Below are 24,475 nucleotides of genomic sequence, written 5' to 3'. Positions count from 1 at the left end.
ACTTGGGAGCTTGGGTTTTCCTTTCGGAGAACAACCAGCGCCGGATCAACAAAAACCAAGCCCCCAGGTTCCCAAGTCTCCAAGACCCTAACCAAAAATCAACCATATGCAGCACGTATCAGCCGTACGCGAGCCGCTCGTTACCGGGGGGAAGACGTACCACGACGTCACCGTAGACGTGTGCCGCCAAGTAGAAGCCAAACCGAATGTCCGGTGGATGGCTGCCCTGAGCGTTGCCCTGTTCTTCCTGGGCATTTTCCTCTACTCCGTTTATCGTACCCTGTGGTATGGTATCGGGGAGTGGGGGCTGAACAAAACCGTAGGCTGGGCCTGGGACATCACCAACTTCGTGTGGTGGGTAGGCATTGGTCACGCCGGCACGCTGATTTCGGCGGTATTGTTGCTGTTCCGCCAGAAATGGCGCTCCTCCATCAACCGCGCGGCCGAGGCAATGACGATTTTCGCCGTTATCTGCGCCGCTATGTTCCCGGTACTGCACATGGGTCGCCCGTGGCTGGCTTACTGGGTGTTCCCGCTGCAGAACACGTTCGGTTCGCTGTGGGCCAACTTCAATTCGCCCCTGCTCTGGGACGTATTCGCCATTTCGACCTACTTCACGGTGTCGCTGGTGTTCTGGTACACGGGTCTGGTGCCTGACTTCGCTACTATCCGCGACCGGGCCAAGGGTCCGATTGCCAAGGTCGCCTATTCGCTGCTGAGCATGGGCTGGACCGGCTCGGCCAAGCACTGGAGCCGCTACGAGACGGTGTCGCTGATTCTGGCCGGGGTTTCGACGCCGCTGGTACTGTCGGTACACACTATCGTATCGATGGACTTTGCTACCTCGGTCGTACCGGGCTGGCACACCACCATCTTCCCGCCTTATTTCGTAGCTGGGGCTATCTTCTCCGGCTTCGCCATGGTACTCACCCTGATGCTCATCACCCGGGTCGTATTCAAGCTGGAAGACTACATTACCATCGAGCACATTGCCCTCATGAACAAAATCATGATGATCACGGGCTCGATTGTAGGGGTAGCTTACATCACCGAGTTCTTCATCGCCTGGTACTCGCAGGTAGAGTTTGAGCAGTACGCCTTCATCAACCGCGCTACCGGCCCGTACTGGTGGGCGTATGCGTCCATGATGACCTGCAACGTGATTACGCCCCAGCTGGTCTGGTTCCGCCGGATACGCTACAGCATTCCTGCCACCTTCGTGCTGTCCATCATCGTGAACATCGGCATGTGGTTCGAGCGCTTCGTAATCATCGTAACCTCGCTGCACCGCGACTACCTGCCCTCAAGCTGGGCTATGTTCTCGCCTACCATCATCGACGTGGGCATCTACGTAGGTACGCTGGGCTTGTTCTTCACCCTGTTCCTGCTCTTCGCCAAGTTCTTCCCCGTGATTAACATGGCCGAAGTGAAGACTATCCTGAAGTACACTGTGGACAATGGCCCGACCTACGCCAGCCACGACGCTCACGCCCCCGCTACCCCCCAGACTACCACCCACGGAGTACCTGCTAGCGCTCCGGTAAACTACAACAAGCATGACTAAGCGCTTCGCCCTCGGCATCTTTGAAGACGAAGATGTGCTGCTGCACGCCGTTGAAAACATCCGCGGCGCGGGTGTAAAGATCCACGAGGTATTTACGCCTTTCCCCATCCACGGCATGGACGATGCCCTGGGCATCGAACGGTCGCGCCTGCCGATTGCGGCTTTCTTCTACGGTCTGGTCGGTTTGTCCTTCGCCCTGTGGATGCAGATCTACATGCTGGGCTTCGACTGGCCGATGATCATTGGCGGTAAGCCCCACATTGCCCTGCCCGCCTTCATTCCGGTTTCCTTCGAGCTGACGGTATTCTTCACCTGCCACGGCATGGTGATTACCTTTTACGCCATCAGCAAGCTCTACCCACGGTGGAAAACCCCGGTGCTGGACGTGCGCTCGACCGACGACAAGTTCGTGGTAGCCATCGAGCTGAACGAAAAGTCGGACCTGACCGGCCTGACCAAGCTGCTGCGCGAGAATGGCGCATCGGAGGTGAACGAAAAAGAAATGACTAAGAACTAATGACGCATTCGCTGAAACTAGGTCTGCACGCGTCGGCTATCCTCTTCGGTGCGGTGGTCGCCACCAGCTGCAACAAGGCTGATAGCACCGGCATCGAGTACGCCCCGCAGATGTACGAACCCATTGCGTACGACCCCCTGCGTCAGGTGAACACCAACACCATCAACCCGATGGGCATCAACCAGCGCACTCCGGTGGTTGGTACCGTTGCCCGCGGCAAGGAAGATTACTACAGCCACATTCCCAAGGATAGCGTGGGCACGGCCGAGCGGCGCCTGAAAAACCCGTACGTCTACACCAAAGCTAATCTGGAAGAAGGCAAAGTGCTTTACACCCGGATCTGCGCCCACTGCCACGGCGAGCAGGGCGACGGTCAGGGATTGGTCGGCATCAAGTTCAAAGGGGTGCCCAACTATACGGCGGGCGCCTACAAGACCATGAACGACGGTCACATCTACCACGTCATCCAGTGGGGCCGCAACCGCATGATGCCGCACGGCTCGCAGGTGAACCCCGAAGAGCGCTGGAAGATTGCCATGTACGTGCGGGTACTGCAGGAAGGCAAAGGCCCCGATGGCCTGGCCGATTTCCTGACCGCCCGCGGCGTGAGCAACGACTCCACGCAGATGACGGATCAGGCCACGCAAAAGCCTACGCTACAGGCGCAGGCCGACAAAGGCTCGGAAAATCCGGGTCAGGGAGATAAAGGACGTAACGGAACGGCGAACTAACTCGATATGGCAACTCTGACGCACCACGAAAGCGCCACGGCTGAATACCTGGAGGTTTCGCCACGCACCAACCGCAATTTTCTCCTCATCATCGTGGCCGGCGTCGTCCTGCTGGTTCTCGGTATCATCGCCGCCATTATGTTTCCGGGCGAGCATCACGAAGCGGCCGGTGCCGCGGCTGGCGCGCACGGTGCCGCGGCTGCCCACGGTGGGGAGCACGAAGGCAGCCCCATCTGGCTGAAGCGGGTTATCGTCAGCCTGTGGCACAGCAACGTGTTCTTCATTGGCGTATCCGCCATCGGGACCTTCTTCGTGGCGCTGCAATACGTAGCGTACGCGGGCTGGTCGGTCCTGATTAAGCGAATCAACGAAGCTATGAGCGCCTGGCTGCTGCCCGGTGCCATCATCCTGCTGATTACCTTCTTCCTGGGCCGGCACGACCTGTTCCACTGGACGCACGAAGGTGTTATGACCGAAGGCAGCGCCAGCTACGACAAAATCATTGCCGGCAAGAGCGGCTTTCTGAACCTGCCGTTCTACCTGATTCGCACGGTAACCTATCTGGGCATCTGGTGGTTCTTTTCCGAGCGTCTGCGTAAGATTTCGCTGGCCGAAGACCTGAACGGCGGCACCGAGTACTTCCACAAAAGTATCAACGTGGCGGCCCTGTTCCTGGTGCTCTACGCCGTAACCTCGTCGATGTCGGCCTGGGACTGGGTAATGTCGGTTGATGTCCACTGGTTCAGCACCCTGTTCGGCTGGTACGTATTCGCCTCGTGGTGGGTATCGGGTATCGCCGTAACGACGCTGACGGCTATTTTCCTGAAGCAGGCCGGCTACCTGCGGTTCGTAAACTCGAACCACCTGCATGATCTGGGTAAGTTCATGTTTGGCTTCAGCATCTTCTGGACCTACGTATGGTTCTCGCAGTTCATGCTGATCTGGTATGCCAACCTGCCCGAGGAGGCGGTGTACTTCAACCAGCGCCTCGGCGGCTTCAATGGCGCTTACACCTGGATTTTCTACTTCAATCTGGCCATCAACTTCGTGTTTCCTTTCCTGCTGCTGATGACGCGGGATGCCAAGCGCCAGATGATCATGCTCAAAATCGTGAGCATCGCCATTCTGATTGGTCACTGGTCGGACTTTTATTTGATGTTCATGCCGGCAACTTTGAAGGGGGATAATGGGTTTATCATTGAAATTGGCGTAGCCCTGATTTTCCTGGGCAGCTACCTGATTCTGTTCACCAAGCGCTTGTCACAAGCTTCTTTGGTGCCGATTCACCACCCGTTCCTCGACGAGAGCGTGCATCATACCACCTAATTGAGAAGCTAGGAGTCAGGAGATAGGAGCAAGTTTGTTCTGTCATCTCCTGTTGCTCCTATCTCCTTGCTACTAGCTTCTAACTCCTCAAAAATGATTGCTCTCGGTATCTTTCTGCTGTTGCTGTTGCTGCTGGTCGTGTTTGGCCTGCTGTTCCGCATCCAGATTCTGACCTCTATCTTCTCGGGTAGCTCCACGCGTGAGATTGGCACCAGCAACCGGGTGAATGCCATTCTGATGATGGTCTTCCTCGTAGTGGGCGGGGGCTTGTTCGCCTACTCTTTTGCCGACAACTACGGCAAGATGAACCCCCCCGTTGCTTCCGTGCACGGCCTCGCCATCGAGCGCATGTTCTGGATTACGATGATCATCATCGGCATCGTGTTCGTGCTGACGCAGGTACTGCTGTTCTACTATTCCTACAAGTACCAGCACAAGGAAGGCCGTCGGGCATTCTTCTTCTCGCACAACAACAAGATCGAAATCATCTGGACCATCATTCCCGCCATTGTCATGGCCGGTCTGGTATTTGCCGGCTGGAAAGAGTGGACGAAAATCACGGGTCCCGCACCCGCCGATTCGGTAGTGCTGGAAATCATGGGCAAGCAGTTCAACTGGCTCGTACGCTACCCCGGTCGCGACCAGAAGCTGGGCGTGGTAAACTACCGCCTCATTGATGCCACCAACGAGTTCGGGTTCGACTTAAACGACAAGAGCGGGATGGATGACTTCGTCGCCGGCGAAGTACACGTTCCGAAAGGCCACCCGGTGATGCTCAAGATTCGCTCGCGCGACGTACTGCACGCCGTATACATGCCGCACTTTCGGGTGCAGATGTACGCCGTGCCGGGTATGCCGACCAAGTTCTGGTTTACGCCTACCACCACTACCGATGAGATGCGCGCCAAGCTGGGCAACCCGAAATTCAACTACGAGCTGGCCTGCAACCAGATTTGTGGCCGTGGTCACTTCGCTATGAAGCTGAACATCATCGTGGATGAGCCGGATGATTACGTAGCCTGGTTTGGGGCGCAAAAATCTTTTGCCGAACAGAACCCGGATGTGTTGGCTAATCTCAAACAGAAATCGGGTAATCTGGTTGATAAGACAGTAGCGCCGGCCACTACGGCCGCCGTTGGTGCTCAACTGAATCCTGCTCTCTAAATCCAATCTTAACGCACGCTTCTATGGCTGCTAACATTCCTACCAATTCGCTGGTGCAAGGCGGTACCGTCACGGTTGCCCCCCACATCGGGCACGACGAGCACCATGACGAGCACGATCATCATGACCAGCACTGGCTGTTTAAGTACGTCTTCAGCCAGGACCATAAAGTAATTGCCAAGCAATTTCTGATTACGGGTATCATCTGGGCTATTCTGGGTGGCACGCTTTCGAGCCTGTTCCGTCTGCAGCTTGGTTGGCCGGAGTCGACCATGGAATGGCTGAAGCCTTTCCTGGGCAAATGGATTGAAGCGGGTAAGCTGAATCCGGAGTTTTATCTGGCCCTGGTGACGATGCACGGTACCATCATGGTATTCTTTGTGCTCACCGCCGGCCTGAGCGGTACGTTCTCCAACTTCCTGATTCCGCTGCAGGTGGGGGCCCGCGACATGGCCTCGGGCTTTATGAACATGCTTTCGTACTGGTTCTTCTTCCTGTCGAGCTTGGTCATGTTTGCTTCGCTGTTCCTGGAAACCGGTCCGGCTTCGGCGGGCTGGACCATCTATCCACCCTTGAGTGCCCTGCCCCAGGCTATTCCCGGCTCGGGCATGGGGATGACGATGTGGCTCGTGTCGATGGCGCTGTTTATTATCTCGCAGCTGCTGGGGGGCGTAAACTATATCACCACCGTCATTAACCTGCGGACCCGCGGTATGTCGATGTCGAAGCTGCCGCTGACCATCTGGGCTTTCTTCCTGACGGCTATCCTGGGGCTGTTGTCGTTCCCGGTATTGTTCTCGGCCGCTTTGCTGCTGATTTTCGACCGCTCGTTCGGCACCAGCTTCTTCCTGTCGGACATCTACATTGCGGGTCAGGCTTTGCCGAACGTAGGTGGTTCGCCCATCCTGTTCCAGCACTTGTTCTGGTTCCTGGGTCACCCCGAGGTATACATCGTAATCATGCCCGCCATGGGGATGGTATCGGAAATCCTGGCTACCAATGCCCGTAAGCCGGTTTTCGGCTACCGCGCCATGATTGGCTCACTGATCGGTATTTCGCTGCTTTCGTTCGTGGTATGGGCTCACCACATGTTCATCACGGGCATGAATCCATTCCTGGGTTCGGTCTTCATGTTCCTGACGCTGATCATCGCGGTGCCTTCGGCCGTGAAAACCTTCAACTGGCTGGCCACGCTGTGGCGCGGTAATATCCGCTTCACCACGGCCATGATGTTCTCGATTGGCTTCGTATCGCTGTTCATCTCGGGTGGTCTGACGGGTATCATCCTCGGCAACGCCGCGCTGGATATTCAGATGCACAACACCTACTTCGTGGTAGCTCACTTCCACCTGGTAATGGGTTCGGCGGCATTCTTCGGTCTGTTCGCCGGGGTGTACCACTGGTTCCCAAAGATGTTTGGCCGCATGATGGACGAGAAGCTGGGCTACGTTCACTTCTGGCTCACTTTCGCCGGGGTATATCTGGTGTTCCTGCCGATGCACTACGTCGGTATTGCCGGCTTCCCCCGCCGCTACTATGCCTGGACCGGTTTCGACTCCTTCAGCCAGTTTGCTGACCTGAACAAGTTTATCTCCGTAGCGGCCATCCTGGCTTTCTTCGCCCAGTTCGTATTTCTCGTCAACTTCTTCTACAGCATTTTCCGCGGCCGTCGTGCCACTGAGAACCCTTGGAACTCGACCACGCTGGAGTGGACGACGCCAGTCGTGCCCGGTCACGGCAACTGGCCCGGCGCTATTCCCGCCGTGTACCGCTGGCCCTACGATTACAGCAAGCCCGGCGCGACGGAGGACTTTATTCCCCAGAACGTACCATACTCGCAGACGCAGTCGTCGAACCTGCCCTACGAGCGCGACATGGAGTAAGCGTCACTTGGCATTGATATCTGAAACGGGCCGCTGTACTTACAGCGGCCCGTTTTCTTGTGCACAAACCAGCCCCCGTTATCGGGGTTTCTCTTGACCTTTGGCAATCTAAACGGGGTTTGGATTGTTGTAAAGCCAATACCTGGCTTGTTCTCCCTACGCATGCAACTACCTGCTTTTGTGCGCCGCTTCCGCTTCGTTGGAATCCTGACGGTGGTAGCGGTTTATCTACTCATTCTGGTCGGCGGCGTGGTCCGCAGCACGGGTTCCGGCATGGGCTGCCCCGACTGGCCCAAGTGCTTTGGGCAATGGGTGCCCCCCACGCAGATCAGCCAGCTGCCTGCCGACTACAAAGAGGTGTACCTGGCCCAGCGGGTAGCTAAAAACCAGAAGCTGGCCCGGACGCTGGAGAGACTGGGGTTTAAGCAGGTCGCCGGGGAAATATTCGCCCACCCTACCCAGTATATCGAAACGGACTTCAATGCTACCAAAACCTGGATTGAGTACCTGAACCGGTTGCTGGGCGCTCTTATCGGCCTCTTTATCTTCCTGACGGTAGTATTTGCCCTGCCGTACTGGCAGCGCGACCGGGCGGTGTTCTGGCTGGCCTTCGCCTCGTTTCTGCTGACGGGGTTTCAGGGCTGGCTGGGGTCCCTGGTCGTTTCCACCAACCTGCTGCCGGTGCTGGTCACGATCCACATGGGCGTGGCCCTGCTGATTGTGGCGATGCTGATCTACGCCGTGGTCCGGTCGCAAAAGGAATATGCCGCCCCGCAGGCCGCGCCGCTGGCGCTTTCAACGGGCTTAACAGCTTTGCTCTGGCTGATAACGCTGCTGACGTTTGCGCAGATCGTATTGGGCACCCAGGTGCGGGAGCAGATTGATATGGTGGCTGCGGCCAACAATTACCTCAACCGGGTCGATTGGGTGGAGCAGTTGGGTAACACGTTCAAAATCCACCGGACGTTTTCGGCCTTGCTGCTGCTGCTGAACGGGTACGTGGCCTACCGGCTCTACGGGCTGGCCGACTACCGATTGCGCCGGCTGGCGACGCTCAACCTGACTTTCATCGGGCTGGAAATCCTGGCGGGCATAACGCTGGCTTACCTGGCGCTGCCGGCCGCGGTACAGCCCATTCATCTCACGGTAGCTACCCTGCTGTTCGGCTCCCAGTTTCTCACCATCGTCACGTACCGGCGGCTAACGAAATTCACCGTACCGGTCGCTTATGCGGGCGTCGTTGCGTAACTTTGCGGCCCCGTTGGCGGTTGCTACCACGGGTGGACTGTTCCCTTCCTTAATGATAAAAGCCAAGGCGTATTTCCAGTTGATTAAGTTTCGACTGGCCTTGACGGTGGCGTTTTCCAGCGCCATTGGCTACCTGCTCGGCGTGCAGGAACTCGACTGGACCCGGGCGATGCTGGTGATGGTGGGTGGTCTGGCCGTTACAGGGTCGGCTAATACTATCAACCAGATCTTCGAGCGGGACCTCGACAAGCTCATGAAGCGCACGGCCAACCGGCCCCTGCCGATGGGCGTGCTCAGCATCACCGAAGCCTGGGGTTTCACTATCGTGCTGGGCGTTTTCGGCCTGGGCCTGCTGACTTACTTCTTCAATGCCCAGGCGGCGGCGCTGTCGTTGGTGTCGCTGATTCTCTACGGCTTCGTATATACCCCGCTCAAGCGCATTTCGCCTATTTGCGTGGCCGTAGGCGCCATTCCGGGGGGCATGCCGCCGCTGATCGGCTACGTGGCCGCCACGGGTATTCTGGGTCTGGAAGCCTGGGTGCTGTTCGGCATTCAGTTCATGTGGCAGTTTCCGCATTTCTGGGCCATTGCCTGGGTGCTGGACGACGACTACAAGAAGGCCGGCTTCAAGATGCTGCCCACGCCGGGCGGTAAGGACATGCGCACCGCTTTCCAGATCATGACCTACACGCTGCTGCTGGTGCCGCTGAGCTTACTGCCGTTCCAGTTTGGCATGAGCGGCAAGATTTACGCCATAGTAGCCGTAGTGTGCGGGGTGCTGTTTCTGATGCAGACGTTTTACCTGATGCGCACCTGCACTAAAAAAGCCGCCATGCGCATTATGTTCGGTTCCTTTCTCTACCTGCCCATCGTTCAGATTGCGCTGGTACTCGACAAACTTTAATCTTTTCGCATGACTACTACGGAGCTAACTCCAGAAAAAGAACCCGGGGCCGGTACTCACCCGCTGCGGTTTTTGCTCTGGCTGATGATGGTGAGCATCACCATGATTTTTGCCGCTTACACCAGCGCCTACATCGTGCGGCGCGAAGAAGGCAACTGGCTGGAATTTGACCTGCCGGTTCGCCTGCTGACGACGACCATCATTCTGGCCCTGAGCAGCGCTACGGTACAGTGGGCTTATTTCGCGGCCCGCAAAGATGAGGTGCGCCGCGTACAAATCGGTCTGGGGCTGACGTTTGCGCTGGGCATAGCCTTCCTGATCGGGCAGTGGAACGTGTGGGCCGATCTGGTCCGCAACAAGATCTTCTTCGGTGGCGTTGACTCTAATCCATCGGGCTCGTTTCTGTACGTGCTCACCGGGGTCCACGCGTTTCACCTGATTACGGGCCTGATCTTTTTGCTTATCGTACTGCGTAAAAGCCTGAACTACCGGGTGCATTCCCGCCAGATGCTCTCCATCGGCAACGTGGCCATCTACTGGCACTTCCTGGGCGCGCTTTGGTTGTACCTGTATTTGTTCCTACTTTTGAACCACTGATTTCGTTTTTACCCTGCCCGCTATGTCCACCACTTCCCCGACGCAGATGCTTTCGCCCAGCACTTCCCACGAAGAGCCCCGCTCGGGCACCTGGGACGGCGGCAACGAACCCTTCAAGGCTAGCTATGGCAAGCTGATGATGTGGTTTTTCCTGCTGTCTGACGCCTTCACGTTTGCCGCTTTCCTGACCACCTACGGGCTGGTTCGTCACCGTCACCTCGCTTACGCTGGCGCCCACAAGGATTTCGTGTTCAGCTCGGCCTACTGGCCGATTCCGGATAAGGTATTTAACTCCTTCCCCGGCCTGCACGGCGTCGACCTGCCGCTGGCTTTCGTCGCCCTGATGACGATGATTCTCATCTTCAGCTCCGTGACGATGGTACTGGCCGTTGAAGCCGGCCACCGTATGGACAAGGCCGACGTGCAAAAATGGCTGCTCTGGACTTTGCTCTTTGGTGCCACGTTCGTAAGCTGCCAGGCCTGGGAGTGGGGCCACTTTATCACCGGCACCGATGAGGGCACCAAGATGCTCGATGGCAGCACGTTCTTCGGGGCTAACCTGGCCATGAACCAATACGGTCCGGTGCTGTTTGCCGACCTGTTCTTCTTCATTACCGGTTTCCATGGTACCCACGTATTCAGCGGGCTGGTTCTGCTGACGTACTGCTTTATTGCCACCACCAACGGCACCTTCCATAACCGGGGGCACTACGAGATGGTAGAAAAAGTAGGCCTCTACTGGCACTTTGTTGACCTGGTCTGGGTGTTCGTTTTCACCTTCTTCTACCTGGTCTGATTTTTCAATTAAGAATTAGGAATTAAGACTTGCTGCGCAACGCGGTGTATGCTTAGCTTCCGCATATCAATTCCTAATTCTTAATTCCTACTTCTTAATTCTTAATTCTCTCAAAATGGCTCATCAAGCACCTGACCATACCCAGGCCCCTGGGGAGATTACCAAGCCCGTCACGGGCTGGATCTGGAAGACGTTCTTCGTGCTGGTCGGCATTACGGCCCTGGAATTCGCGGTGACGTTCATCATGGACCCCAGCACGCTGCGCAACTCCATCCTGATCATCCTGACCATCTTCAAAGCGTTCTTCATCGTGGCGGAGTTCATGCACTTGAAGCACGAGACGAAAGGTCTGATCTGGATCATTTTGGTGCCTATGGCGCTGCTGATCTGGCTGCTGGTAGCCCTCATCACCGAGGGTTCCTACATCGGAGAAGCGGTTTACAACATCTTTAAATAGCGGATGCGGCCCAAACAAACTTTGTTGCTGGGCATCATGCTGCTAGTGCCGGTACTGGCTTTTCTCTTCCTGAGAACCTTCGGCACCAACCGTTACGCGCTGCCAACTTACCTGCCCGACCGCGTCGATTCGACGCAGGTAGGGGGGAAGTGGCAGCGCGATACTGTTTTTCACCAGTTGGGTGATTTCCGGCTGCAGTCGCAATCGGGGCGGATGGTTACCCCAACGGATCTGGATAGTGGCCTGTACGTGGCCAGTTTCTTCTTTGCCACCTGCCCCGGCGCGTGTCCGCGCATGAATGGCCTGCTGATGCAGGTGCAGGAGAAATTCCGCAAGGAGCCCCGCGTGAAGCTCGTGTCGTATACCGTCGATCCGGCGCACGATTCGGTGGCGGTGCTGGAGCGCTACGCCGAGCAGTATGGGGCTATTGCCGGTAAATGGTTTTTCCTGACCGGCGACAAAACGGCGCTCTATCGGTTAGCTACTCAGGAATACCGGCTGCCTGCCCCGACCGGCGCGGCTCCGGGGCTGGTGCACAGTCAGAACCTCTTCCTCGTGGACCGGAACCGGCGCGTGCGGGGCATCTACGATGGTACCAAAGCCAAAGAGGTGAACCGCCTCATCACCGAAATCAGCGTGCTGCTGTACGACTATGACCACACTGACCCCGGCCGTTAACCCCGGAAACCACACCAAGATCAAAGTCACCATGGCCGTGCTGGCGGCGGTTGTGCCCCTGCTGGTGGCCATACTGCACTACTTCCCCGAAGCCTTTCGCATTCCGGGGGCGCAGGTGAAGTTTCTGCCCGCGCTGAATGCCGTGCTCAACTCGCTGACGGCCATGTGCCTGATGCTGGGCTACTATTTCATCCGCCGCAAGGAAGTGCTGAAACACCGGGCCATGATGGGCACCGCCTTTCTGATCGGGGCTTTATTTCTGGTGTCGTACGTGGTGTATCATTCCCAGGTCGATTCCACCCGATTCGGCGGCGTGGGCTTCATCCGGTACGTGTATTACTTCCTGCTGCTGACCCATATCACGCTGGCGGCGGCTACGGTGGGCCTGGTGCTGTTTACGTTGTACTTTGCCCTCACGGCACAGTTTGCCCGGCACCGCCGCATTGCCCGCTGGACCTACCCGGTCTGGCTCTACGTTTCGGTTACGGGCGTTATCGTCTACTTCCTGATTTCGCCGTATTACACCTGAGTCGGGGAAACTTAACGCGGCCGGGACTGTTAGAAAAGAGATGAAAAAGACTGCAATTTTTGGCCTGTTTGCCGTGTGTTTGAGTGTGTTGCTGAGTCTGGCCCCGTTGGCCGCGCGGGCGCAGTGCAGCATGTGTAAAACGCAGGTGGAGTCGGCCCGCACGGAAAAAGGCTCCTACGATACCGCCGGCCTCAACAGCGGGATTCTTTACCTGATGACGGTGCCCTACGTTCTTATGGGCGCGGTGGGGTACTTCTGGTATCGGCACACTCACCAGAAGAAGTAATGCCCAGACCCAGTTCGACCGCTTTGGCGCTGCTGGCTCAGAAGTGTCCGCGCTGTCATCAGGGACCATTGTTTCTCCATTCCGCCTTCAATCTGGCCCGGTTCGATGAGATGCCGGCGGCTTGCCCGGCTTGCGGGCAGGCCTACGAGCCGGAAGTAGGGTTCTACTGGGGGGCCATGTACATCAGCTATGGCTTTTCCGTGGGCATCGTGGTGCTGACGGGCATCCTGCTCTACTTTCTGGCCGGCGACCCGGCCACCTGGATCTATATCGTGACCGTGGCGGCGGTAGTTATTCTGCTCACGCCCCTTATGTTTCGCTACGCCCGTACTATGATGCTGTACTTTTTCGGCGGGGTGCATTATGATGCTGCCTATGCTCCGGGCCCGCCTCCATCGGCGGCGGGAACTCCGAAAAGCTAGGAAATGCCGCCCTTTGGCGGCATTTTTGTTGATAGCCCCTTCCCGTTTTCCGCGCCGGTAACCCCGTCGGCCCAGTATCAGTTGCCTTTGAAGTCGCCCCGCCTGTCTCCGTTGCTACTGCTTTTTGGGGCCGTCGTCTGCTTTGTGGGGGCTTACCTGAGCAGTCACTACGGACAGGCCGCCGATACCTTGCTGCGTACTGATGTCGCCCGCCTGCAGGCGCTGATGCGGGAGGCTGAAACGACGGCCGAGCGGGACGCCGACGAAGTAGCCGACCGCCTGCAGCAGGGGCAGGTAAGTTTCGGCTCGTTGGTGGGGCGCACCACGTATCCGTGCTTTATTTTCCGGGGCGAACAGCTCTGGTACTGGTCTGACCACACGATGCGGCCGGAGCCCGAAAACGTGGGTCAGAACTTCCGGGAAAAGTTCGTGGACATGAAGTTCGGGCGGTTTCTGGCCTTGCGCCGGGTGGCCGGTCCGTACGTTATTCTGACCTACGTGCCACTGGAACGGCATTACAGTATCAGCAACCGCTACCTGAAAGAAGGGGAGGAGAATGCGCTGTTCCAGGGTCTGAACGTGCGGCTGGTCGCCGGCATTGCCGGGGGGCGGGCGCTGCCCAGGATCTATTCCGACGAAGGCCGGTACCTCTTCTCAGTGGAAAGCCTGCAGGCCAATCCCATCACGGGCAAATACCTGCCGCTGGCCTTGCTGCTGCTGGGACTTGGCCTGTATCTGGTGAGCTGGCTGCTGCTGGCCCGGCGCTTTCGGGACCGGAGCGATGCCGTGGCCTCCGCTACGGCAATAGTGGCCCCCCTGGCCGTGTTCCGCGCCGCGCTGCTGTACTTCGGGCTACCCTTTTCCTTTATCGAGGTTCCCCTGTTCGACCCGCGGGTATATGCCGCTTCCTGGCTGTCGCCCTCGCTGGGCGACCTGCTCATCAATGCCTTTCTACTGCTGCTGATTGCTTACTACAGCCTGTTGCTGTTCCGCCGCTACGGGCTGGTGCGGTGGGGCCGGCACATCCACGGCCTGCCGGCCCGGGCGCTGTTCGGGGCCATTGTGGTGAGCTTTTTCCTGGGGCTGCTGGAGCTGCTGTTTCAGTTCTACTCCAATAGCTTCAACAACTCCCAGCTGATCCTCGACGTCACCCAAAGCATCCAGATCAGCGGCTTCAAGCTGCTGCTCTGTCTGGCTATTGTGCTGCACACGGGGGGCTACCTGGTGGGGTTTTACATGCTCTCCCAGCTTTTTATCACCGTTGTGCGGCCGGGCACCCGACAGCTGGGCGTGCTGGTACTGGGGGCCGGCACGGTCGTCTTCCTGCCCCTGGGCCTGGCCCTGGATCAGGTGGACCTGGTATTGCTGGGGCTGACGCTGCTCTTCTTCTTCGTGGTGCGCCTCACGGGGCTCAAGCAGCTCGCGGCCGTGGTGCCGTATCAGGTCTACCTGTTTATTTTCCTGATGCTGGGCGTCAGCTCGGCCGTGGGGGCTTTGGCCCTGTACGAGCATTTCGACCACCAGCTGGTGCTCAGCAAGCAGAAAATTGCCGGCAACCTCTTGGTCGATAATGACCTGCAAGGCGAATACCTGCTGGCCGAGCGCACCCGGGAGCTAGCCGCCGACCCCCTGATCCGGTCCCGCCTGGCGAGTCCGTTTGCCAGCCAGGACATTGTGCGGCAGAAAATCATCAAGTACTACCTGCGCGACTATTTCGATAAGTACGAAATTGTCGTGTCGCTCTTCGACCCCAGCGGTAAGCCGATTGAGGGGGGGGGGACGGCCCCGTCGCTGTACCAGCGGCGGCGGCAGCTGTTGCGTGATGCGGTGCTTACGGACCAGGCCAACCTGTACCTGGTCCGCGGTAGTAATTCCTTCAGCACCCGCCGCTACGTGGCCTTCGTGCGCGTGCCCACCTCCCGTCGCCGGGCCAACACGGTACTGCTGGAGCTGTCGCTGAAAAAGCTGACGGCCTACAGCGTAGTCCCTGAGCTGCTGGTCGACCAGAAATTCTTCCAGCCCAACCTGGGCCCCGACCTCAGCTACGCCGGCTACGAGAACAGCCGGCTGGTGTACAATGAGGGCGACTTTGACTACGGCAACAACCTATCGGCTACGCAGCTGCTCGATGCGCGGCTCTACACTTCCGGGCTGTCGGTTGAGGGTTTTCACCACCTGGCCGTGCGAGGCGCCCAGAGCCGGATGGTGGTGGTGACGACCGCCACTTATTCGTTCAGCAACTGGCTGGCCAACTTCTCCTTCCTGTTTTTGCTGCACACCTTTTTCTGGCTGTTGTGCATCGGTATCTACATGCTGGCCCGGGGCCGTTACGTGGAGGCTTTCCAGACCAACTTCAGCACCAAGATTCAGCTCTTTCTCAACTTCGGAATTCTGGTGCCGCTGGTAGTGGTGAGCGTGGCCACGGCCAGCCAGGTAACCTCGTCCTACAAGCGCGACCTGCTGCGCACCTACGAGCGGCGCGGCAAGGCCGTGCAGGAAAATCTGCTGCGCCACGATGCGCTGCTGGCAGACTCGGCCAGTAAAGCTCCGCTGATTGCCCTGGCCGAAAACGTGGCGGGCCTCACCGAAACCGACCTCAACCTCTACGACGCCCGGGGCCAGCTGCTGGTGAGCAGCCAGCCCCTGATTTTTGAGTCGGGGCTGCTGAGCCCGCTGATGAACCCGCAGGCGGTAGCCTCGCTGGCCGAGCGTGGCCAGCCGCGGGTGCTGCTCATGGAACAGGCCGGTTCGCTGTCGTTCAATGCGCTGTATCTCCCGCTGCGGGCCGTGGCGGGCCCGGGCCGTACGGGGGTGGTGGGCTACGTGGGCATCCCGTTCTTCGATTCGGAAAAGGAGCTGGACAACAAGCTCATCGAGCTGATTTCGACCATCCTGAACATCTTCACCGTGATGTTTATCCTGTTTCTGATCCTCACCTTCATTGCCTCCCGCCTGCTGACCAACCCGCTCAAGGTTATCACCGAGAAGCTGCGCCACACCACGCTCACGGGGCAGAACGAGATGCTGGCCTACGAGTCGTCGGACGAAATCGGGCTGCTGGTGCGCGAGTACAACGCCATGCTGCTCAAGCTGGAAGACAGCAAGCAGGAGCTGGCTAATCAGGAAAAGGAGGCCGCCTGGCGCGAAATGGCCCGGCAGGTAGCCCACGAAATCAAGAACCCGCTCACGCCGATGAAGCTGAGCCTGCAGTTTCTGCAGAAGGCCATTGCCGAGCAGCGCCCCAACGTAGACGAGCTGATCGGCAAAATCTCCCAGACCCTGATTACGCAGGTCGACGTGCTGAACGACATTGCCACTTCGTTCAGCAACTTCACCAACCTGCCCGCCATGCGGCCCGAGCGGCTGGCGGTGGCCGCTATTCTGCGCCGTTGCGTGGCCCTGCACCAGGGCGGAACCCACGGCGGCGTCATCGATCTGCACGATTCCACCGGGCTGCAGGATGACCGCTACATAGTGTTTGCCGACGAAAATCTGCTGGTGCGCACTTTCAACAACCTGCTCATCAACGCCCTGCAGTCGGTGCCGGCCACCCGCAAGCCCCTGATTATGGCCGCTCTGACCCCAGCGGGCGCCGACCGGGTGCGGATCTGCATTCAGGACAACGGCGCGGGAATCCCCCGGGACGTGCAGGACAAAATTTTCGTCCCCAACTTCACCACCAAGGAATCCGGCTCCGGCATCGGGCTGGCGGTGGCGCGGCGCGGCATTGAAAGCGCGGGCGGCCACATCTGGTTTGAAACCAGGGAAGATGTCGGGACCCGGTTTTTCATCGAGCTGCCTTTGGCCCCGGAGTAGAGCTTTGCGTTTAGGGCCTGGGGCCTGGTTTTGTATCGACTTGTCATCCTGAGCCTGCGAAGGACCTTATGCCAGTTGAACGACTCGTTCCAGCGCGATAAGGTCCTTCGCAGGCTCAGGATGACAGCCGGGCCTCAACAGCCGGCACTAAGCACCAAACCAGGCACCAAACCAGGCACCAAACCAAGCACCAAACCCCGGCTTTGCACGTTGTGGAGCCAGTTCCCACCGCTTTTTCCACCGCAACCCGTTTCCATGATCCGCAGCATTACGCATCGGCTTCTGCCCGCCTGCCTGCTGCTGATGGTTTTGCTGGCCGCCCACGCCGCTGTGGCCCAGCAGGTGGGGGTGCCGTCGTCGCGGCGCTGCCGCTGGGTGGCGCTTACGCCCGGCCGCGACACCACCACGTTTACCCTGACCGATACGCTGACGGTGGTACCCACTTCCGTGAATGCCGCCGGCCGCGCGCTGGCTTACGATGCGCGCACGGACCGCTACCAGCTGATCCGGACGCGGCCCCAGCCCGTGGAATATGATTCGGCGGGCAACCCGCTGCCCCCGCCGCCTGATTCGCTGCTGGTGTGCTACCGCGTGCTGCCGGTGCAGCTTACGGCGGCCCGCTACCGGCGGCCGCGCACCCTGATGGACAGCCTCAGCTTCACCCGGCGGACGTTGCAGTTCGACGACTTTGCGGTGAAGGAGCAGATTCTGAGCACTCCCGGCATCAGCAAAACCGGCAATCTGTCGCGGGGCGTGTCGTTTGGCAACACCCAGAACGTATTCGTCAACTCCTCGCTCAACCTGCAGCTGGAAGGGAAGCTCACCGATAAAATCAACCTGGTAGCGGCCATTTCCGACCAGAACGTGCCGTTTCAGCCCGAGGGCAACACCCAGCAGCTCCAGGAATTCGACCGCATCTACATCACCCTGAGCCACCCCAACTGGAACCTGACGGCCGGCGACGTGGTGCTGCGCAACAAACCCGACTACTTCCTGCGCTTCTACAAAAATGTACAGGGCGCGGCGGCGGAGGTGAACCTGGGCCGGCCCGGCCTCCGCAGCAGCACGGTGGCGGCGGCGGGCGTGGCCAAGGGTAAGTTCGCGTCCATCGACCTGGCGCCCATCGAAAACGTGCAGGGACCCTACCGCCTGCGCGGCCCCAACGGCGAGCAGTTCATCATCGTGCTGGCCAATTCCGAGCGGGTTTACCTCGACGGCCGGCTGATGACCCGCGGCTTCGACTTCGACTACGTTATTGACTACAACCAGGCCGAGGTTACCTTTTCGCCCCGCCACCTGATTACCCGCAACTCGCGCATCAAGGTTGATTTTGAGTACTCCGACTTCAACTACGCCCGCTCACTCACGCACCTGAGTCATTACCAGGAAGTGGGTAAGCTGAGCGTGCGGGCCAACTACTACCGCGAAGCCGACAACCCCGACAACTCGCCCAACCTGACCCTGACGGCGGCCGACCGGGACACGCTGCGCAACCTGACCGACAACGTGAGTCAGCTGCGCCTGCCCGGCGGGGAACCCGTGGACTACAACCGCCAGCAGGTGCAGTACAACCTCGTGGTCGGCACCGACCCCGGCACGGGCCTGCCGGTGAATACGTTCGTGTATCCGCCCACCGACTCGACCCGGGTGTTCAACGTGCGCTTCACCCAGGTGGGAGGCGGGGCCGGCGACTACCGCCTGAGCACTGAAAACGCCAATGCCAACGGCCGGGTGTTCTCCTACGTGGGCCCGGGCCGCGGCAGCTACCGGGCCGAGCGGCTCATACCCACGCCCCTGCAGAAGCAGCTGCTCAGCGTGGGCACCAGCTACCAGGTCGACTCGACGACAACGGTGTTCGTGGATATGGCCTCGTCGCAGCTGGATCTGAACCGGTTTTCGGCGGCGGCGGATAAGGGGCAGGCATTCCGGGTGGGCTACGCCGTGCTCGACCGGCCGCTGAACCTGCCCATTCTCAGGGAGTACAAGCTGCGCAGCACCCTCGACTACGAGTACACCAGCCGCCGGTTCGCGCCCATCGACCGGTACCGCGACGTGGAATTCGACCGCAACTGGAGCACCACCAGCACCACCCAGGGCAATGCCGTGCGCCGCGTGGCCCGCGAAGACAACATCTTCAACTTTTCGGTGGGCGCGGTGAAGGATATCGACAATGCCTTCAACTACCGCCTCAGCCGCCGCTACCGGGCCGGGGAAGTCCGCGGCCTGCAGCACTGGCTGGACGTGGCCCGCAAAATCGGCGACGTGGAAGTGCGCACCGGCTTGTTTGTACTCGATTCCGATGCCGGGCAGCGCCGGTCCAGCTGGGCCCGGGGCGAGGCTACGGCCCGCTACGTGCGCGGCCCCGTGGTGCCCGGCTACGCCTACCGCTTCGACAAAAACCGCGTAGCCCTGCCCGATGGCGACTCGCTGAGCTCGGCCAACTACTACGACGAGCACGCCTTTTTTCTGCAAAGCCGCGACAGCGCCAAAACCCGCTTCCGCCTCGACTACACCTACCGCCGCGACCAGACGCCCCGGAGCAACGAGTTCCGGGAGCGGGGCCGGGCCCAGACCTGGCAGGGTTCGTTCACCAGCCGCCTGGGGAAAAATCAGGATCTGAACGTGCTGGCTACTTACCGCGACCTGGCCGCCCGCGACAGTGCCCGCCAGCGCACCGTGCTCAGCAACATTGACTGGAACGCCACTTTTTTCCAGAACGTGCTGCGCTCGGAGCTGAGCTACAGCATTGCCACGGGCCGGGAGCTGAAGCGCGACTATTCCTTCCTGACGGTGATAAACGGCCAGGGCACCCACTACTACGGCGGCGACGCCAACAACAACACCCGCCAGGACAAGGAGGAGTTTTTTGAGGCCCAGACGCCCGACGCCCAGTTCCGCACCCACATTAAGGTCTTCCTGCCCACCGACGACTACATCACGGCCTTCACCAACCGCTTCAACTACCGCCTCACCACCAGCGCCCCGCGCGAATGGCGGGAGGCCGTGGGCCTACGGGGCATCGTAGGGCGATTTTCGGCCATCACTACCGTCACGCTGGACCGGCGCACCACCGAAACCTCGCTTAGCTCGCGGCTGAATCCGTTTGCGTTTCAGACCGACGACCTGCTGCTGCTGTCGCTGAACAAGCTGCTGCGCAACACGCTGTACTTCAACCGCTCGAACCCTGTTTTCGGGGCTGAGTTCACGGTGCAGCAAACCCAGCAGAAAGTGCTGCTCACCAATGGCACCGACACCCGCAACCTGGCCAGCCAGCAGCTGCTCGTGCGCCGCACCCTGGCCCAGAGCTTCACCGGCCGCCTGACCACCTCCCGCAACGTGCGGGCCAGCCTGTCGAACTATCTGGCCAACCTGCCCGGGGCCCAGGCCGCCCGCGACTTCAGCCTGCTGATCTACGAAGCGTCGCCCGAAATCAGCTACCAGCCCAACAATTCGCTGCGCTTCACCGGCACCTATCTGCGCACCAGCAAGCGCAACACCCGCGCAGGCGCCAACCAGGATACCCGCGGCACCTTTGACGAGTTGGGCCTCGAAACGCGGTTGAGTCAGGTGAGCAAGCGCACCGTGACGGCCGCCACCCGCTACGTGCGCGTGGGCTTCGAAGGGATGGAGGGCGCGGAGTCTTCGCTGGTGGGGCTGGAAATCCTCAACGCTTTGCGCCCCGGCAGCAACTTCACCTGGAACCTGAACCTGGAGCAGCGCCTCAGCAATGGCCTGAACGTGACCGTGGCCTACGACGGCCGCAAAGCCAACGGCCTGAACGCCGTGCACACCGGCCGCATGCAGGTATCGGTGCTGTTTTGAGTTTAGTGCCTAATCCTGCTGCGGGAGCGCAGACGAGCTTAAAATCCCTGTTAATCCCCGCTGTTATTGCTTGTGGTTGTCCCGGCTTATTTCTGCAGCACCAAAGCCATTCGTCCATTTATAGCGGTTTCACGAACAGTACATGGTGCAGATACGCGACCCTTCGCGTCGCTTCATTGATCGATTTGTTCTAGAGCGTGTGGACACTTAACGAAAAAGGCGGTCATGCTGAGCTTGTCAAAGCATCTCTACCGCTTTTTTGCGGCAAAACGTCCGGTAGAGATGCTTCGACAAGCTCAGCATGACTGTTTCGATGGCTTCAAAGACCCTTTTAGCTAAGTGTCCACACGCTCTAGTGGTTGAAAAACATTATTGGGTCTGTTGCTCTTTTCCTTGCTAACCCCCTTGTCAATGATAGTTTATCGCCTGTTTCTGACCGCTGAGGAACGCCAGACCCTGGCAGGGTGGCAGAAGAAATACAAAAGCCATTCGCCGAAGCTGCAACGCATTCAGATTCTGTTGAATAGTGACGAGCAAGCGGGCCGCCGCCCGGCTTCCGAACTGGCCGCCGTGCTAGGCGTGTCCACTAAAACGGTGGAGCGGGTCCGGCGCCAGTTCTGCGAAGAGGGCATGGCCCTGTTCGAGCCGAAGATTCGTAAAACACGCTCCGACAAGAAGATAGACGGCCGGGTGGAGGCCCACCTGACGGCCCTGCTCTGTCAAAGCCCGCCCGACGGTCAGCCCCGCTGGCAGCTGCGCCTGCTGGCCGAGCGCCTGGTGGAGTTGGCAGTAGTCGAGCACATCTCGACCACGATGGTGGCCCGGCTGCTAAAAAAAACGAGCTCAAGCCTTTCAACGGCCCGCAGCAGTGGGTGATTCCGGCCGAGCAGAGCGCCTCGTTCGTGTGCCAGATGGAGCAGGAGCTCGACCTCTACGAGCAGCCCTACGACGCGGACTACCCCGTCGTGTGCCTGGATGAGTCGCCCAAGCAACTGCTCGAATACGAGCAGTTTACGACTTCCACCGGCCAGCGCTGCCGCGATTCGGAATACGTGCGCCGGGGCGTAGTGGAGTTGTTCGTGGCCACCGAGCCGCTGCGGGGCTGGCGCTACCTGAGCGTGGAGGCCGACCACAAAGCGGCCACCTGGGTCCAGTTTGTGGCCCGGCAGATGGATACGACCTACCGCGAGGCCAAGAAGGTGCGCTGGGTGATGGACAACCTGAGCACTCATAAGCGCAGCTTCTTCTACGCCCACTTTCCGCCCGCCGTGGCCCAGGCGTATCTGCGGCGGATGGAAATCACCTACACCCCGGCCCATGGCTCATGGCTGAACAGGGCCGAAATTGAATTCTCCGTGCTCAGCCGGCAGGTCCTCGACCAGCCATTCACTACGAGCGAGCAGGTGCGAGCCGTGGTGGAACAGTGGCAATAGCGCTAGAATGCGCGGCCCAAGCCCCGTAACTGGCAATTCAAAACGGCGGATGCCCGCATCAAACTCGCTAAATTATACCCGACTCAATAAAGTTTTTTAACCACTAGCTGCCGCCGCCGTAGCCGCCGCGACGGCCCGCGCCGACTGCCAGGCCGGGGCCTGGGCCGTCGCCGGCAGGTGCAAGGTGAGGAGAAACAGAGCCAGCAGGCCCACGGAGAAAGGGGAAAATGCTTTCACGGGGAGAGGAAAAAGGTGTTCTCAAATATAGCCCACCCCTATTCCACCGCCAGGCGCCGGGCCGGGCCGGCGCCGCGCAGCAGGTAGAGGCCGGCGGGCAGCCCGCCCAGGTCGAGCGTAGCTTCGGCCCCGGCCGGGGCGGGGTAGCGGCGCACGGCCCGGCCCAGGGCATCGGTCAGGGTCAGGGGCGCGGGGGCGGTGCCGGCGGGCAGGCGCAGGGTGGCCGTGCGGTGGGCGGGGTTGGGGAAGAGCTGCGCCGGGGCCGGGGCGCGGGTGGCGGTGGTGGCGGTGAGGGTGGGGTCGGTGAGGGAGGCCAGGAAGCCGGAGGTGGAGGCGTTGAGGGTTGGGTTGGAGAGGGTGATGGAGCTGAAGCTGACCGTGGGGCTGTCGAAAAACCCCGCCACGTACACGCTGGTACCACTCACGGCCAGCGCGGTGGCTCGGTCGTCACTCGTGCCGCCGGCCCGTTGCGCCCACCCGAAGCTGCCCGTACTGCCCGCGTCGGCGAGCTTGGCCACGAACACGTCGCGAATGCCCGCCCTACCGCCCGCACTGGTCAGGGTGGTGGCACCGAAGCCCGCGACGTTGCTGAAATGTCCGGCCACGTACACGCTGGTGCCGCTCACGGCCAGCGCATCGGCTAAATCGTTGGCCGTGCCGCCGGCCCGTTGCGCCCACGTGATGCTGCCCGTGGGGCCCGCGTCGGCGAGCTTGGCCACGAATATATCCTGGCCGCCCGCATTGGTCAGAGTGGCGGGGCCAAAACCTGCCGTGGCGCTGGTGAACGACCCGGCTACGTACACGCTGGGACCGCTCACGGCCAGGGCGAGAGCAGTTTCGTCCCCCGTGCCGCCGGCCCGCTGCGCCCACCCGAAGCTGCCCGTACTGCCCGCGTCGGTGAGCTTGGCCACGTACACGTCATTAGAGCCATTAGCGTTTGTATTGGTCAGGGTGGTGGCACCGAAGCCGACCGTGAGACTCTGAAAATACCCCGCCACGTACACGCTGGTGCCGCTCACGGCCAGCGCGAAGGTTCCATCGTTGCCCGTGCCGCCGGCCCGCTGCGCCCACCCGAAGCTGGCCGTGCTGCCCGCGTCGGTGAGCTTGGCCACAAACACGTCGTAGGAGCCCGCACTGGTCAGAGTGGCGGGGCCAAAGCCCGCCGTGGGGCTGTCGAAAAAGCCGGCCACGTACACGCTGGTGCCGCTCACGACCAGCGCGGTGGCAAAATCGGTTTCCGTGCCGCCGGCCCGCTGCGCCCACACGAAGCTGCCCGTGCTGCCCGCATCGGTGAGCTTGGCCACGTACACCTCGGAACCGCCATTGGAATTCGCATTGGTCAGGGTGGTGGTACCGAAGCCGACCGTAAGGCTGGAAAAATACCCGGCCACGTACACGCTGGTACCACTCACGGCCAGCGCGGTGGCTCGGTCGTCGTTCGTGCCGCCGGCCCGCTGCGCCCACACGAACTGGTTGCTGGCCGGGTTGAACTTGGCCACGAACACGTCATTGAGGCCGAGGCTGGTCAGCGTGGTGCCGCCCAGCACCACCGTGCCCTGGAAAATCCCGGCCACGTATACATTGCCCGCCGCATCGACGGCCGTGGCGCTCACTGACGAGGAACTATTAACCGCCGCCGCCGTGGCCACGGCAACAATCCGCGCCGACTGCCAGGCCGGGGCCTGGGCCGCCGCCGGCCGGCTGAAAGTGAGGAGCAGCAGGGCCAGCAGGCCCCCGGGCAAGAGGGAGGAAAAAGGTTTCATGGGGAATACAATATGTGTTACCAAATATAGTACTTCCCTACTATACTACACGATTTTTCAATTATTTGATAAGCAACTGTTTATGGGCAAATAGGACCCTCTGCTGCCTGTTTGAAGGGGTTGCCAGCTAAAACGGGGCGGACCGACCTTTGTGGTTCCAACACACCAAAGCCCTTCCCGCCCCGTGAAGCGACGCCTCATCGCCAAAATTACGACCGTTTTACAGCACGTGCCCCTGGTGGGCCATCTGTCGCGGCAAAAGTTCATCGCGTAATTCGTTATTGGCCTGATAAAGAGCCGCA

General features: G+C 59.9%; 21 protein-coding genes. 19 read left to right on the top strand and 2 right to left on the bottom strand.

Going from position 1 to position 24,475, the window contains the following annotated elements; all coding sequences use genetic code 11:
• Nucleotides 1–106: 106 nt before the first annotated feature.
• From nrfD to ABD833_RS03870, 19 genes are all read left to right on the top strand, one after another.
• Nucleotides 107–1,564 (top strand): NrfD/PsrC family molybdoenzyme membrane anchor subunit, encoded by a 1,458-nt coding sequence (gene nrfD, locus ABD833_RS03960; protein ID WP_345071125.1) that lies wholly within the window; start codon nucleotides 107–109, stop codon nucleotides 1,562–1,564.
• The gene (locus ABD833_RS03955) at nucleotides 1,557–2,081 is read left to right on the top strand and encodes a DUF3341 domain-containing protein (RefSeq protein WP_345071123.1); all 525 of its coding nucleotides are present in this window, start codon (nucleotides 1,557–1,559) and stop codon (nucleotides 2,079–2,081) included. The genes nrfD and ABD833_RS03955 overlap by 8 nt, the downstream gene beginning before the upstream one ends.
• Nucleotides 2,081–2,812 carry a c-type cytochrome gene (locus tag ABD833_RS03950; RefSeq protein WP_345071121.1) on the top strand — a complete coding sequence of 244 codons (732 nt, stop codon included), beginning with the start codon at nucleotides 2,081–2,083 and terminating at the stop codon, nucleotides 2,810–2,812. The genes ABD833_RS03955 and ABD833_RS03950 overlap by 1 nt, the downstream gene beginning before the upstream one ends.
• A 6-nt stretch (nucleotides 2,813–2,818) precedes the next feature.
• A complete protein-coding gene (locus ABD833_RS03945; RefSeq protein WP_345071120.1) occupies nucleotides 2,819–4,138 on the top strand; it encodes a quinol:cytochrome C oxidoreductase in 1,320 nt (439 codons plus the stop codon).
• A 93-nt stretch (nucleotides 4,139–4,231) separates the two neighbouring features.
• Nucleotides 4,232–5,302, top strand: coding sequence for a cytochrome c oxidase subunit II (locus ABD833_RS03940; RefSeq protein ID WP_345071118.1), 1,071 nt, complete (start codon nucleotides 4,232–4,234; stop codon nucleotides 5,300–5,302).
• 23 nt (nucleotides 5,303–5,325) lie between these two features.
• The gene (locus ABD833_RS03935; protein WP_345071117.1) at nucleotides 5,326–7,185 is read left to right on the top strand and encodes a cytochrome c oxidase subunit I; all 1,860 of its coding nucleotides are present in this window, start codon (nucleotides 5,326–5,328) and stop codon (nucleotides 7,183–7,185) included.
• Nucleotides 7,186–7,347: 162 nt separating this feature from the next.
• Nucleotides 7,348–8,433 (top strand): COX15/CtaA family protein, encoded by a 1,086-nt coding sequence (locus ABD833_RS03930; protein ID WP_345071115.1) that lies wholly within the window; start codon nucleotides 7,348–7,350, stop codon nucleotides 8,431–8,433.
• Nucleotides 8,434–8,485: 52 nt separating this feature from the next.
• Nucleotides 8,486–9,337, top strand: coding sequence for a heme o synthase (gene cyoE, locus ABD833_RS03925; protein ID WP_345071114.1), 852 nt, complete (start codon nucleotides 8,486–8,488; stop codon nucleotides 9,335–9,337).
• Between the two features lie 9 nt (nucleotides 9,338–9,346).
• The gene (locus ABD833_RS03920; RefSeq protein WP_345071113.1) at nucleotides 9,347–9,934 is read left to right on the top strand and encodes a cytochrome c oxidase subunit 3; all 588 of its coding nucleotides are present in this window, start codon (nucleotides 9,347–9,349) and stop codon (nucleotides 9,932–9,934) included.
• A gap of 22 nt (nucleotides 9,935–9,956) precedes the next feature.
• Nucleotides 9,957–10,730, top strand: a complete 774-nt coding sequence (locus tag ABD833_RS03915; protein ID WP_345071112.1) for a cytochrome c oxidase subunit 3 — start codon at nucleotides 9,957–9,959, stop codon at nucleotides 10,728–10,730.
• Nucleotides 10,731–10,845: 115 nt separating this feature from the next.
• On the top strand, nucleotides 10,846–11,187 hold the full coding sequence (locus ABD833_RS03910) for a cytochrome C oxidase subunit IV family protein (protein WP_345071110.1): 342 nt from the start codon (nucleotides 10,846–10,848) through the stop codon (nucleotides 11,185–11,187).
• Between the two features lie 3 nt (nucleotides 11,188–11,190).
• A complete protein-coding gene (locus ABD833_RS03905; protein WP_345071109.1) occupies nucleotides 11,191–11,865 on the top strand; it encodes an SCO family protein in 675 nt (224 codons plus the stop codon).
• Nucleotides 11,840–12,394 (top strand): DUF420 domain-containing protein, encoded by a 555-nt coding sequence (locus tag ABD833_RS03900; protein ID WP_345071108.1) that lies wholly within the window; start codon nucleotides 11,840–11,842, stop codon nucleotides 12,392–12,394. The genes ABD833_RS03905 and ABD833_RS03900 overlap by 26 nt, the downstream gene beginning before the upstream one ends.
• 40 nt (nucleotides 12,395–12,434) lie before the next feature.
• A complete protein-coding gene (locus tag ABD833_RS03895) occupies nucleotides 12,435–12,680 on the top strand; it encodes a hypothetical protein (RefSeq protein ID WP_345071107.1) in 246 nt (81 codons plus the stop codon).
• A 68-nt stretch (nucleotides 12,681–12,748) separates the two neighbouring features.
• Nucleotides 12,749–13,102 (top strand): DUF983 domain-containing protein, encoded by a 354-nt coding sequence (locus ABD833_RS03890; RefSeq protein ID WP_345071105.1) that lies wholly within the window; start codon nucleotides 12,749–12,751, stop codon nucleotides 13,100–13,102.
• Between the two features lie 111 nt (nucleotides 13,103–13,213).
• Nucleotides 13,214–16,918: a sensor histidine kinase gene (locus tag ABD833_RS03885; protein WP_345071104.1), complete on the top strand. Its 3,705-nt coding sequence runs from the start codon at nucleotides 13,214–13,216 to the stop codon at nucleotides 16,916–16,918.
• 255 nt (nucleotides 16,919–17,173) lie between these two features.
• A complete protein-coding gene (locus ABD833_RS03880) occupies nucleotides 17,174–20,740 on the top strand; it encodes a hypothetical protein (RefSeq protein WP_345071102.1) in 3,567 nt (1,188 codons plus the stop codon).
• A gap of 411 nt (nucleotides 20,741–21,151) precedes the next feature.
• The gene (locus tag ABD833_RS03875) at nucleotides 21,152–21,616 is read left to right on the top strand and encodes a helix-turn-helix domain-containing protein (protein ID WP_345071101.1); all 465 of its coding nucleotides are present in this window, start codon (nucleotides 21,152–21,154) and stop codon (nucleotides 21,614–21,616) included.
• A complete protein-coding gene (locus ABD833_RS03870; protein ID WP_345071100.1) occupies nucleotides 21,613–22,173 on the top strand; it encodes an IS630 family transposase in 561 nt (186 codons plus the stop codon). Before ABD833_RS03875 ends, ABD833_RS03870 begins: the two co-directional genes overlap by 4 nt.
• A gap of 96 nt (nucleotides 22,174–22,269) precedes the next feature.
• On the opposite strand, the gene ABD833_RS03865 is transcribed toward ABD833_RS03870, so the two are convergent.
• Nucleotides 22,270–22,410, bottom strand: coding sequence for a hypothetical protein (locus ABD833_RS03865; RefSeq protein ID WP_345071098.1), 141 nt, complete (start codon nucleotides 22,408–22,410; stop codon nucleotides 22,270–22,272).
• 38 nt (nucleotides 22,411–22,448) lie between these two features.
• Nucleotides 22,449–24,173: a T9SS type A sorting domain-containing protein gene (locus ABD833_RS03860; protein WP_345071097.1), complete on the bottom strand. Its 1,725-nt coding sequence runs from the start codon at nucleotides 24,171–24,173 to the stop codon at nucleotides 22,449–22,451.
• Nucleotides 24,174–24,475 lie beyond the last annotated feature (302 nt).

Source organism: Hymenobacter fastidiosus, assembly GCF_039539565.1.
GTDB lineage: Bacteria > Bacteroidota > Bacteroidia > Cytophagales > Hymenobacteraceae > Hymenobacter > Hymenobacter fastidiosus.
Note: the sequence above shows the minus strand (reverse complement) of the source record. Positions and strands in the feature narration are given on the sequence as shown.